The organism is Bacillus sp. FSL M7-0003 (assembly GCF_038628485.1).
Lineage (GTDB): Bacteria > Bacillota > Bacilli > Bacillales > Bacillaceae > Bacillus > Bacillus safensis.
Genome location: NZ_CP152024.1, coordinates 2,080,520 through 2,093,082 on the forward strand (window position 1 = coordinate 2,080,520; position 12,563 = coordinate 2,093,082).

Genomic DNA, 12,563 nt, shown 5'->3' on the forward strand with positions numbered 1-12,563 from the left:
AAATAAGCCTAAAAGAGGGTTGCTCTTTTAGGCAGTATGATTAAATAGAAGTATCGTATCTCTGCTCAACTCTACTCATCTCAACTACCCTAGTCTCATTCTCATCTTCTCTAAGCTTGCAATGCCGTTTACACCTGTGTGTAAACTTCGGCTGTTCATATCGTATTATAATTCCTTGTTTTTTGTCAACTGTAAATCAGGGCGAAGCGTCACAGCTTCTTCCAAGTATACATGCTGTATGTCTTCCTGCTTTGTATCTGTCTGGACAGTCATTAAGACACGAATACATTGCTTTAAACCGCCATCAATGTCCAGTTCCTGCATGCAAGTAACCGGTACATATGTCCATCCTTCAAACTGACGAAGTGCTTTTGCCGGAAAAACGGAGTGAATATCTTGTGTAGCTGAAATCAAGATCTGCACGACACGTTCTGGATCTACTTGGTTTCTTGAAATGATCGCTTCTAGCAGCTGTTTCGTTTTGTTTAACACTTCTGTTTCTGTATCTTCTATCACAGTTGTAGCCCCACGTATCCCGCGAAACATCATAGACATCCCTCCTCCCGTTTCCATTCTTCGAGCCAGTAGTGCAGCTCACCTTTTGTGAAAGACTGTAAGGTGACGTCTCCAACCTGTTTTAATAAAACAAATTGAACACTGCCGCCTCTTGCTTTTTTATCACCAATCATCCGGTCAACAAATGTTTTCGTGGAAATATCTTGTGTGACTTGTACAGGGAATCCAAGCTCTTTCATCCACTCTTTTAGTTCCAAACGATTAAGGCTGAGCCCCAGCTGCTTTTCGCTCACATACAGCGCAAACTGCATGCCGATTGCAATGGCATCTCCGTGCGTGATGGCGCCATATCCATACTCTGCTTCAATGGCATGCCCCAGTGTATGGCCTAAATTCAAAAATGCACGCACACCTTGTTCTTTTTCATCTTCTTGAACGATTGACGCTTTGACTTGAATGCCTTGATACAGCATATGTGCCAGCTCGCTTTTTGATAAATCCGTCAAAGAACGAATGGCCATGAGTTCTGATAAAAATGCTTCACTTGAAATCAGTGCATGTTTGATGACTTCTGCAAAACCTGATCTTCGTTCAATTTGCGATAGTGTCTCAAGCATACTAGTATCATAGATCACAGCTTTCGGCTGATGAAACGCACCGATTAAATTTTTACCGAGCGGATGGTTGATCCCTGTTTTCCCGCCAACTGCACTATCATGTGCCAGCAGCGTCGTCGGCACTTGGATAAAATCAATGCCTCTCATATAAGTGGCAGCAGCAAAGCCAGCCAAATCTCCAATTACGCCGCCTCCCAGTGCAATGATGCAGGAGGAACGATCAAGCTGAAATTGAATGGCTTTCGTATGAATATGCTCAAATTCGGCAAAGGATTTTGACTGCTCTCCGCTTGGCACAACCACTTTGTTCACAGGCCACTTCTGCTGAAGTAAGCGAACCATCTCATCACCATAAATGGCATCAACAGCTGCATCTGTGACGATTAAGAGCTTCGTATAGGAATGCCCAGTGGAAGTTATCAAGTCGACGATATTGCGTTTAATCCCATCACCGATAAATACAGGATAAGTGGCTGAAGACGTCTTAACTTCCAGTGTTTTCATTAAAATTCCCTCTGAAGCTGGCGCATTTTCTCAACATTTTCTTTAATGCGGTCGATTTGGTCAAGGCCAAACTGCTCTACTACTGCATTGGCAATTTCCCATGCAACGACTGCTTCTGCAACAACACTTGCAGCAGGAACAGCACAGCTGTCAGATCGTTCAATACTTGCAGAGAAAGGTTCTTTTGTTTCAATGTCAACGCTTTGAAGCGGCTTATAAAGCGTTGGGATTGGTTTCATAACCCCTCTTACGACAATTGGCATACCCGTTGACATTCCGCCTTCAAGACCACCTAGGCGATTTGTTTTTCTCGTATAGCCCTTTTCTTCATCCCAGATAATTTCATCATGGACCTCACTGCCATTTTTAGAGGCTGCCTCGAAGCCAATACCGAATTCAACCCCTTTAAAAGCGTTGATACTAAGTACAGCGCCAGCAAGCTTGCTGTCCAATTTACGGTCGTAATGAACATAGCTGCCAACCCCAACCGGCATCCCTTCAACGATGACTTCAACAATTCCACCAATTGAATCGCCGTTTTTCTTCGCTTCATCAATTGCATCCATCATTTTCTGACCCGCTTCACTGTCATAGCAGCGAACAGGTGATTCTTCTGTTACCTTCTGCAAATCTTCAATAGACTCATATGCTGTATGAGCTGCTTTCACTCCGCCAATTTCAAGAACGTGGCCAGCTACTTTAATCCCTAGATGCGCCAAGATTTGTTTGGCAACTGCGCCTGCTGCTACTCGAACAGTTGTCTCGCGGGCTGATGAGCGCTCTAATACGTTTCTCATATCACGGTGTCCATATTTGATCGCCCCATTTAAATCCGCATGTCCTGGTCTTGGACGGGAGATTTGACGCTTCATTTCACTTTCTTCTTCTTCCGTGATCGGCTCTGCCCCCATCACCTTTGTCCAATGCTTCCAGTCGTTGTTTTCAACAACAAGTGCGATTGGGGAACCTAATGTTCTTCCGTGGCGAACACCACTTAACACTTTCGCCTGGTCTTTTTCAATCTGCATTCTTCTTCCGCGGCCATGACCTTTTTGTCTTCTAGCCAATTCATAATTGATGTCATCCTGCTCTATGTAAAGTCCCGCTGGAACTCCTTCAATAATTGTGGTCAGTTGTGGACCATGTGATTCACCTGCTGTTAAGTACCTCATGACTCAATCTCCCTTCATCGCATTAACGCTTTTAAGTAAAAATATAATAACACACTTGCTACTAAAAAGTCAGCTACATACCCTTCTTTTGATAAAAGAAAGTATCAGCAGATGTCAGTCCAAACTTTTCTGGGTGAAAAATTTGCTCTGTAGAACCAACAAATAATACGCCATTTTGTTTTAAACTGCTGCTCATTTTTAAGTAAATTTCTTCTTTTGCCTCTTCAGTAAAGTAAATCAGTACATTTCGGCAGACGATGAGGTCAAGCTGTTTTTCATATGGATCTGCTAAAAGGTTGTGCTTCTTAAATTGAATATGCTTTCGAACCTCTTCCTTCACAGTGTAAAATGAAGAATCTTCTTTTGTGAAATATTTTTGCTTGATATGATCTGGCACCTCTTGCAGAGAGCGTTCATGATATCTACCTTTTTGAGCTGACTGCAGAACTTTATCATCAATATCAGTTGCAATAATTTGGAAGTCTTTCACAAGAGGATGGCTTGACAGCAGCATGGAGAGTGTATATGGCTCCTCTCCTGTCGAACATGCTGCACTCCAAATCTTAAGGGTGCCGCCATTTTTCGAAAGCAACGGCAGGATTTTTTGATCAAGTACTTCCCAGCGCTGATAGTTTCGGTAAAATTCTGACACATTTATCGTCATGCGGTCCATCGTCTCATCTAATAATGCTTTGTCCTTTTCAAGCGCGGCCGCGAATGCTTCAAAATCTTTATATCCTTTTTTATCATAAAGTGATGTTAATCTCCGTTTCATTTGTGCTTCTTTATATAAATTTAGATCAACCCCGGTTAGTTTTTTCCATTTTCCAACAAATACTTGATATGGATCCATCAATGTCCTCTCCTGTCTCATCTATCTTTGTCCTAGTATAGCTGTTTTTATCGAAAATTTGTATCTTCTCATGCGAAATTTCGTGTAGAAAGTTCAATATAAAAAAAGCCAAAGTGCTCATTAGATGAACACCTTGGCTTGAATCTTAATAAATCCAGCTTGAGATGGTTTGATCCCAGCTTGTGAGTTCTTCTTGTTTGAAGAATAAGTTAATTTCTCTTTCAGCACTTTCTGGTGAGTCTGACCCATGGATAATGTTTTTCCCAACAGTCAATCCATAGTCTCCTCTTATTGTGCCTGGAAGCGCTTCCTTCGGATTTGTTTTGCCGATAATCTGTCTTGTCACGTCTACTACCTGTTCACCTTGCCATACCATTGCAAATACAGGTCCTGACGTAATAAAGTCAACCAATTCCCCGAAAAACGGTTTTTCTTTATGCTCTCCGTAATGGGTTTCTGCTACTTCCTTTGTAATACTCATTAGTTTTGCACCAACAAGCTGAAGCCCCTTTTTTTCGAATCTTGACACAATGTCACCGATTAATTGTCTTTCCACACCATCAGGTTTGACCATAAGAAATGTTTTGTCCATATACGTTTTCCACCCCGTCGTTATGTATGTATAGGCTTACATTGTTACAAAGTGATCGTATCATTTTTTTTTATAATAATCAATTTTTGACAAAAAATTTCACAAAAAAACCAATCAACATCACGTTGATTAGAATTTTCGTTTCCCAATATATTTTGCAATGGAGGCGAGTGACGTTCTCGCACGTCCTCGAGGAAGTTTGTCGAGCTGTTCAAAAGCTTTTTTCAAATACATTTCACTCACTCGAATCGAGCGGTCGATCGCATCTGTTTGTTTGAGGCTTTCAATGACAGGCTCCAGCTGCTTCTCCGTCGTTTCACTATTGATCAGCTTCAATTGACCTTGTAGCGTCGGATTTTTCAGTGCATATAAGACTGGGAGTGTGACATTCCCTTGTAAAAGGTCTCCTCCGACAGGCTTGCCCAGCTCCTCTTCAGTTGATGTGAAATCAAGGACATCATCAATGATTTGATAGGACATGCCGACATAGTATCCAAACCAATAGAGGGCTTTATGTGTTTTTTCATCTGTACCTGCAGCAATGGCGCCTAATTGACAGCTGCCTGCAATGAGCAAGGCTGTTTTTCGTTTGATTCTTCTTAAATATGTACGAAGGTTTTGATCCATATTATATTTATCTTTCACTTGCTCTATCTCACCAAGACAAAGCTCGACGACCATTTTTGACAAAATTTCATGTGCCATTGGGTGATTGATTTTTGTCATGTATTCAAGTGATCTCGCAAACATATAATCCCCTGTGTACATGGCAATTCTGTTATCCCATTTTGCCTTTATCGTTGGTTTACCTCTTCTCAGCTCTGCATCATCAATGACATCATCGTGAACAAGTGATGCCATATGAATCAGCTCGAGGGCAACGGCAACATATTTAATTTTATTAATGTCATAGTCACCAAACATGCCTGAAAGGAGAACAAAAACGGGGCGGATTCGTTTTCCGCCCGCTTGCAGCAAATGAAGACCTGCTTCACTTAATAATGCATAATCAGAGCGAACTGTTTGTTCAAGCTCTTTTTCAATTATATCGATATCATGATTTAAAAAAGAGATCATTGCTTTTAATTTCATTATCTTCACCCAAATATCGTTTATTCAAAGCTTCTTTCCGATATGTGTTGCTGCTACACCGCCTGTAAATGGATGATACGAGACATCAGACAACCCGGCCTCTTCGAACAGAGCTGCCAGCTCTTTCATGCCAGGGAACGTTTTGGCTGATTCTTGAAGCCATGAATACTCCTGATAGCTTTTGGCAAACAGTTTACCAAAGAGCGGCATAATGTATTTGAAATAGATGTAGTAGCCCTGTTTAAAGCCGATCATCTCAGGCTGTGAAGTCTCCAGACAGACAACCATTCCGCCAGGCTTCACTACTCTTGTCATTTCCTTTAGCACCGTTAAATAATCAGGAACGTTTCTAAGTCCAAAACCGATGGTGACATAATCAAATGAGTTGTCCTCAAAAGGGAGCTCCATCGCATTGCCATGAAGCAATTCAATTTGTTTGTAGCCCCCAGTCTTCACCTTCGTTTCTCCAACACTCAGCATGTTTTTACTGAAATCAAGGCCTTTGACCTCGCCTTTTTCACCAACAGCATCTGCAAGCGCAATTGTCCAATCGGCTGTCCCGCAGCATACATCTAATGCTTTAGACCCTTTTTGCACATTCATAAGTTTCATTGTTTTATCGCGCCATTTTTTATGCTGTTTAAAGCTGATGACAGAGTTCATTTGATCATAGTTTTTATAAATTTTTTCAAATACACCGTGTACTCGCTGTTCTTTTGATTGCTGCATGACTTACCCTTCTTCCACTTTCTGATGGTACGCAGGCTCATTTTTCATATGATCCAAGCGATTTAATAGCTCTTTTTGAACGACCGGAGATGAAACAAGATGCTCCTTGATCGGTCGTTTGGCCTTTTCATAGCCTTCATTCTCAAAATTGTCAAAGCACGAATAGGCGTCCGTATAACGATCGTTCAAAAAAAGTTTTAAATGTTTGTCATTTTCTGCTTGTTTCATGAAGCGTTTATAAACAAGAAAACGACTTGCAATCTCATTCCAATGCGTTAATTGAAAATGCTCAGAAATCCTTTGGAAAAGCGCAGATTCAACTGTAGCTACACTTTTGTAAAAGTGCGCTGCATCTTGAATGGACCGGTCATACAGTCTAATTTTATGTTCATTGATCTCTTTGATCGCCGTAGCGAGCGTGCGGATCATATAAATGTCTTTCATGTCAGAGAGAAGAGAATAATAGAGACCGCTGAAATAGTCTCCTGCCAGGATGGTCAGCTGACGATTTTTGAATTCGTCTTGCTTGATGGCTGCAGCAGTTGTGACTTCGTCATGGGTATCAAGGGCAATTTGCACAAGCATCGCCGTTAAAATATAATTTTCTTTTTTCTCTGCATCAATTTGAGCTTCTTCAAACATTGCATGAAAAAGAAGGAGCTTATCTTCATCGATGAGTGGTGCGCGTAAATGCTTCGCCAAATAAGGATGAGAAAGCTTTTTATTTAATTTTATATTTAGATTAGATAAAATTCCGTAGATGTCTTGCAAAGATATCACCCTTGTCCCAAAAATTACAGTTTCATATGTAGACCTGCACATTGTATAGAGATTTATTATACCATATCAGCTCTCACTTTTATGCTATCAAGTGCTACAAGTTCTTTATTTCTTTGCTTCGCTTTGAATTTCGCCGAAGCTTGTTTGAATGACAGCATCGCCTCTTACTTTGATCGCTGACGTATGCTCAGTAAATTGTGCAATGATCACTTCACCTTTATCGAGTTTCTCGGAATGGTGAAATCTTGTATCAGAGCCTCTTGTTAGGCCGATGACGTTTACACCATTATCAATGGCTTTAATCACCACAAAATCAGATGCTTTATTTTCACTCATTTTGTTCACCTTCCATCTATTGAATTAGTCGTTTTTAATAAAGGAAAGCACTTCTGCTCTTGCGGCTGCATCATTTGCAAATGTGCCGCGGACGGCTGATGTGACTGTTTTAGCGCCTGGCTTTTTCACTCCGCGCATCGTCATACACATATGCTCTGCTTCAACGACAATCATCACGCCATGCGGATTAAGTGTTTCCACCATACTATCTGCAATGGTTGATGTAATGCGTTCCTGAAGCTGCGGGCGTTTAGCCACGGCTTCTACAGCTCTTGCCAGCTTACTAAGTCCCGTTACTTTTCCTCCGCGCGGAATATAAGCAACATGGGCTTTCCCGTAGAAAGGTACAAGGTGGTGTTCACACATTGAATGGAAAGCAATATCTTTTACAAGGACGAGTTCTTCGTGGTCTTCGCCAAAAATGGTTTTAAAATGTTCTTTTGGATCTTCATTTAATCCCGAGAACACTTCTTCATACATTTTTGCGACTCGTTTTGGGGTATCAAGAAGTCCTTCACGATCCGGATCTTCTCCGATTGCTTTTAATATATCGCGTACCGCGTGTTCAATTAATTCTTTATTTATTTCACTCATGTATTATATCCTCCAAAGGCGATTACATTTCATTCAGATTCTAGCACACTTCAGATCCTAAAAGCAAAGGAGAGCGTTCTAAACGAACCTTTTGATTCAAAAGGAAAAGCCCCTTATGAAAGGGGCTTTTCTAGACCAGTGTGAAACTGTATATGTATAACTCCTTCAACAGGATCATTACACATAACGATTATTTACCTGCCACCGCGTCTTTAAGTGCTTTACCTGGTTTGAAAGCAGGTACTTTGCTTGCAGGGATTTCGATCTCTGCACCAGTTTGTGGGTTACGTCCTTTACGAGCTGAACGCTCACGTACTTCAAAGTTACCAAAACCAATAAGTTGGATTTTGTCACCATTTTTAAGTGCATCTAAAATTGTATCAAAAACAGAATCAACTGCTTTTGTCGCGTCTTTTTTAGATAACTCGCTTGCTTCAGCAACCGCGTTAATAAGTTCTGTCTTGTTCATGCCTTTCACCTCCTCCCAAAAATATGCATTCAGTAGATTGTTATCATTTCTTCACAATTCATCTTCTTTCTATACCCTTTTTCAGAAAAAAAGAGCGTCTAGAAAGCGTTATACATGGCTTTTCATTAGAAAACATCTCTTTGAAGGAATGTTTGTCCAACAAAGTGAAGATTTTCTGTAAGTAGATTAACACATATGAAATACCATATCAAGCATTTTAAAGGGAAGAATCCTTATTCGTCAAGGATTAAGGGCACTTTTGCGAACGAATATTCCTAATTTCAGCCTGAATCTGACTAATCTTTATACAATTGTCTTTTTATGACTCATTCTACACGCAAAAAAAGACCCCATCAATGAGAGGTCTCACTTGCTATAAAATAATCGCGATCAAACCGCCTGATCCTTCGTTAATGATTCTTTCAAGCGTTTCCTTCAGCTTATATCTTGCGTTTTCCGGCATGAGAGACAGCTTTGCTTGAATGCCTTCTCTGACAAGGGAGCTGAGGGAACGGCCAAATATATCTGAATTCCAGATCGAAAGCGGATCATCTTCAAAGTCTTGCATTAAGTAGCGGACGAGCTCTTCACTTTGTTTTTCTGTTCCGATAATCGGTGCAAATTCGCTCTCTACATCTACTTTGATCATATGAATAGATGGAGCGACCGCTTTTAATCTCACGCCGAATCTTGATCCCTGCCTAATGATTTCTGGCTCATCTAAACTCATATCTGATAACGCTGGCGCTGCAATCCCGTAACCAGTCTGCTTCACCATTTTTAATGCGTCTGATACTTGATCATATTCTGTCTTAGCATGAGCAAAGTCTTGCATGAGCTCTAGAAGATGGTCTTTTCCTCTAATTTCTACACCAACCACTTCTTTTAAAATATGATCATATAGATCATCTGGCGCATACAGGTCAATCTCCGCAATCCCCTGACCCATTTCAATTCCTGCTAAACCCGCTCTTTCGATAAAATCAAATTCACTGAACTGACCAACGACACGGTCGACATCTCTTAATCTTTTAATATCCTTTACAGTTTCCTTTACTGAATCCTGATAGCTCTCTCTCAGCCAGTGATCTTCTTTTAGCACCATCACCCAGCTTGGCAGGTTCACATTCACCTCTAGAACTGGGAATTCATATAATGCTTCACGAAGAACGCTGAGTACGTCTTGCTCTCTCATACTTTCTACGCTCATGGCGAGTACTGGAATATCATACTTTTGGCTAAGTTCCTGCCGAAGCGCTTCTGTTTCAGGATGATATGGCCTCACAGAGTTAATGACCATAATAAACGGCTTTCCAACCTCTTTGAGTTCATCAATTACACGTTCTTCAGATTCAATATAATCATGTCTTGGAATTTCTCCAATGGAACCATCTGTTGTAATCACTACACCTATTGTTGAATGCTCTTGAATGACCTTGCGTGTACCAATTTCCGCTGCTTCATGAAACGGGATTGGCTCTTCATACCACGGCGTATTGATCATTCTTGGGCCATTTTCATCTTCATACCCGCGCGCACCAGGGACAGTGTATCCCACACAATCGACAAGTCTGATGTTGACATCAAGGCCGTCACTCACGTGAATTGATGCTGCTTGATTCGGTACAAATTTTGGCTCTGTGGTCATAATGGTTTTTCCTGCTGCGCTTTGCGGCAATTCATCCTGTGCTCTTGCACGATCTGCCTCATTATTGATATTCGGGAGCACCACGAGCTCCATAAACTTTTTAATAAACGTAGATTTCCCTGTACGAACAGCGCCAACGACTCCTAAATATATATCGCCTCCTGTTCGTTCAGCGATATCCTTGAAAATATCGACTTTTTCCAAGTGATCCCCTCCCGGACTTGCTATCCTCGTTTTCAAATTAAATACTCTATTCTTCAATCAAACTGTGCTTGAAAGGTGTCTGGACAATATATGTGTATGACGTTGTCCTATTTGAATATGACACCTTTTTGTTTTGAGAGTAAGTTTAGCCATAAAAAAACCTTTCTCCTCATTTATATGCAGAGGAAAAAGGTTCATTCTTGTTTATGACGTCTTTTTTTCTAAAAAGGCAGGCTCACCTTTTTTGTTGATGGTATATGGGACAGAAAACGCGGGTACAAACGGGGTTTCCTGCCAATATACATCTTGAATGTTTTCACCTGGTTTCAGCTTTTGCTTCGTATTCTTCAAAATGTGAGCAAAATCACTGCGGTAGTCCACATAGATGTCACCGTTTGATGAAATCAGTAGTGGGAGGGAATTCCCTGTCACAGGACTTATCACCGCAGGCGGCGATTTTAATCCTAGTTTTTTTTCATTTAACGTATATAAATTGGCTGATACGACTTTGCCGTATGGCGGATATGTATGTTCATCTTGATACATCTTGATTCTAAGCCGTAATTCATTGATGGTCTGCGTCATTTTGACATCAAGCAGTTTCACAGTGGGTTTCTTTTCGACGTCTGTGAGGACATAAATATATTCGCCCCCGCCTTCATAAGATGTAGACGGTACATCGTGTAAATATCTTGGTGACAAGCGCTTAAAGTCGATGACATATTTCTGATAAACCGGCGTGTCTGCTTCTTTCGTTTCTATAGGCAAAAGACCATTTGTTGCTTTTTGAAATTCCTCAATCGCTGTCTGTACACTTTGCAGCTGCTCTTCGTATGGCACCCGGTTCTCAGCTTTGCGATTTTCTGGATACAGACATCCTGTTAATAAAATAAGTGCTAACAGTGTGACACTGACTTTTGCTTTGATCATCACATTCTTCCTTTTTCTTTATTCATTGACCGGTCCGCTAAAGACAACTAAAAACACAATGATACCTGATATCAGCATCAAGCTGTATGCAACGGTCGAGGCCGTTATTTTAAGAAATTTGCTTTTCAGCTTAAACCTGCTGAGATAAATGGTTACTACGGCTAAAAACATGAGCCCCATTGAACCAAGCGCAAACCACATCTTGATTAAAGCAAAACTCATCGTGCCTGTCCCCCTTCAAAACGAACGAATTGTAAGCGTTTATATTTCATTTTAAACCAAAAATAAGGTAAATATCAATCATTTTTCCAATCATTCAGAAAAAAGCGCATAAAAAAACTGAAGCAAAGAGGGGGACTCTGCTTCAGTCATTGGATCGACTATTTTCCTCATTCTGTAGAGGCAAAGCTCTATTCAAACTTCATTGCTATGTTATGCAAGTCTTCCCCTTCTTGCATCCTCTACATGCCTAAGTTCAGTCTTTCCTTTTATTTTGTTTGGTTTTCAAACATGTTCACAAGGTCTTCCATCTCATGTGTTTTCACACGTGCCATCAATGATTCTACAGCATCGTCCACCTTTTTCCCTTCAAACAGGACGCCGTAAAGAGCCTCTGTGATCGGCATGCTGACCTTGTATTCTTTGGAGAGCTGATAAGCGCCTTTTGTTGTGCGGACACCTTCGACAACCATGCCCATTTTTTCAAGCACTTCTTCGAGCTTATATCCTTTACCGAGTAAATTCCCGCAGCGCCAGTTACGTGAATGAACACTTGTACATGTCACGATCAAATCGCCAACGCCTGTCAATCCAGCAAATGTAAGGGGATTCCCTCCCATTTTTGTGCCAAGACGTGCGATTTCAGCAAGTCCTCTTGTGATAAGCGCCGCTTTTGCATTGTCACCATATCCAAGTCCGTCTGTGATACCAGCTGCAAGAGCAATGATATTTTTCAATGCGCCGCCAATTTCCACCCCAATCACATCAGGGTTGGTGTACACTCTAAAATGATTGTTCATGAACAAATCTTGAACAAATTGAGCTGCTTCAATGTTTTCTGACGAGACAGTGACAGTTGTCGGATGACGCAGACCTACTTCTTCTGCATGACTCGGCCCTGATAGGACAACGACAGCCTCTCTTTTCTCAGATGGGACTTCTTGTTCAATCATTTGAGAAATTCTAAGAAGTGTATCTGGTTCAATTCCCTTACTGACATGGACAAATGGCACCTTCGATGAGATCAACTCATTTGCCTGCTTCAATACCTCACGAATGGCCTTTGTTGGCACAGCGACAATAACCGCCTCTGTCCCCTCTAAAGCCTGCTTCATATCGGTTGTCGCCTGAATAGACGCTGGCAGTTCGACATTTGGCAAGTAATCATGATTTTCATGCTTCTCATTGATTTGATCAATAAGCTCTTGTCTATGTCCCCACATGTGTACATCATGATGATTATCAGCTAATACAAGCGCAAGAGCTGTTCCCCAGCTGCCTGCTCCAAGTACTGAAATTTTCTTCATC

The 12,563-nt window shown here is 41.2% G+C and carries 15 protein-coding genes; all 15 read right to left on the reverse strand.

All coding sequences use genetic code 11. The features are described from left to right. Window positions 1–165: 165 nt before the first annotated feature. The 15 genes from aroH to MHI23_RS10580 all read right to left on the reverse strand — a co-directional run bounded on the left by aroH (window position 166) and on the right by MHI23_RS10580 (window position 12,562). Window positions 166–549, reverse strand: coding sequence for a chorismate mutase (gene aroH / locus MHI23_RS10510; RefSeq protein ID WP_024422804.1), 384 nt, complete (start codon window positions 547–549; stop codon window positions 166–168). Beyond that, window positions 546–1,637, reverse strand: a complete 1,092-nt coding sequence (gene aroB, locus MHI23_RS10515; RefSeq protein WP_342491950.1) for a 3-dehydroquinate synthase — start codon at window positions 1,635–1,637, stop codon at window positions 546–548. Before aroB ends, aroH begins: the two co-directional genes overlap by 4 nt. Beyond that, window positions 1,637–2,809: a chorismate synthase gene (gene aroC, locus MHI23_RS10520; RefSeq protein ID WP_024422806.1), complete on the reverse strand. Its 1,173-nt coding sequence runs from the start codon at window positions 2,807–2,809 to the stop codon at window positions 1,637–1,639. Before aroC ends, aroB begins: the two co-directional genes overlap by 1 nt. 73 nt (window positions 2,810–2,882) lie before the next feature. Next, a complete protein-coding gene (locus MHI23_RS10525) occupies window positions 2,883–3,662 on the reverse strand; it encodes a protein-glutamate O-methyltransferase CheR (RefSeq protein ID WP_044333212.1) in 780 nt (259 codons plus the stop codon). Between the two features lie 145 nt (window positions 3,663–3,807). Then, window positions 3,808–4,254, reverse strand: coding sequence for a nucleoside-diphosphate kinase (gene ndk / locus MHI23_RS10530; protein ID WP_133744151.1), 447 nt, complete (start codon window positions 4,252–4,254; stop codon window positions 3,808–3,810). Between the two features lie 129 nt (window positions 4,255–4,383). Continuing rightward, complete coding sequence (gene hepT, locus MHI23_RS10535; RefSeq protein ID WP_044333210.1) at window positions 4,384–5,346, reverse strand: heptaprenyl diphosphate synthase component II; 963 nt, start codon at window positions 5,344–5,346, stop codon at window positions 4,384–4,386. Between the two features lie 24 nt (window positions 5,347–5,370). Further along, window positions 5,371–6,075, reverse strand: a complete 705-nt coding sequence (locus tag MHI23_RS10540; RefSeq protein WP_024422810.1) for a demethylmenaquinone methyltransferase — start codon at window positions 6,073–6,075, stop codon at window positions 5,371–5,373. 3 nt (window positions 6,076–6,078) lie between these two features. After that, the gene (locus MHI23_RS10545) at window positions 6,079–6,846 is read right to left on the reverse strand and encodes a heptaprenyl diphosphate synthase component 1 (protein ID WP_061109295.1); all 768 of its coding nucleotides are present in this window, start codon (window positions 6,844–6,846) and stop codon (window positions 6,079–6,081) included. Between the two features lie 114 nt (window positions 6,847–6,960). Continuing rightward, window positions 6,961–7,191 (reverse strand): trp RNA-binding attenuation protein MtrB, encoded by a 231-nt coding sequence (gene mtrB, locus MHI23_RS10550; protein ID WP_008344541.1) that lies wholly within the window; start codon window positions 7,189–7,191, stop codon window positions 6,961–6,963. Between the two features lie 24 nt (window positions 7,192–7,215). Beyond that, window positions 7,216–7,785: a GTP cyclohydrolase I FolE gene (folE, locus tag MHI23_RS10555; RefSeq protein ID WP_003215789.1), complete on the reverse strand. Its 570-nt coding sequence runs from the start codon at window positions 7,783–7,785 to the stop codon at window positions 7,216–7,218. A 190-nt stretch (window positions 7,786–7,975) separates the two neighbouring features. Beyond that, window positions 7,976–8,254: a non-specific DNA-binding protein Hbs gene (gene hbs / locus MHI23_RS10560; RefSeq protein ID WP_003215863.1), complete on the reverse strand. Its 279-nt coding sequence runs from the start codon at window positions 8,252–8,254 to the stop codon at window positions 7,976–7,978. Window positions 8,255–8,627: 373 nt separating this feature from the next. Next, the gene (gene spoIVA / locus MHI23_RS10565; protein ID WP_008344534.1) at window positions 8,628–10,106 is read right to left on the reverse strand and encodes a stage IV sporulation protein A; all 1,479 of its coding nucleotides are present in this window, start codon (window positions 10,104–10,106) and stop codon (window positions 8,628–8,630) included. Window positions 10,107–10,310: 204 nt separating this feature from the next. Beyond that, window positions 10,311–11,036 carry a hypothetical protein gene (locus MHI23_RS10570; RefSeq protein WP_024428087.1) on the reverse strand — a complete coding sequence of 242 codons (726 nt, stop codon included), beginning with the start codon at window positions 11,034–11,036 and terminating at the stop codon, window positions 10,311–10,313. Between the two features lie 18 nt (window positions 11,037–11,054). After that, window positions 11,055–11,258, reverse strand: coding sequence for a DUF2768 domain-containing protein (locus tag MHI23_RS10575; protein ID WP_024422813.1), 204 nt, complete (start codon window positions 11,256–11,258; stop codon window positions 11,055–11,057). A 266-nt stretch (window positions 11,259–11,524) separates the two neighbouring features. Next, a complete protein-coding gene (locus MHI23_RS10580; protein ID WP_024428086.1) occupies window positions 11,525–12,562 on the reverse strand; it encodes an NAD(P)H-dependent glycerol-3-phosphate dehydrogenase in 1,038 nt (345 codons plus the stop codon). Between the last annotated feature and the right edge of the window lies 1 nt (window position 12,563).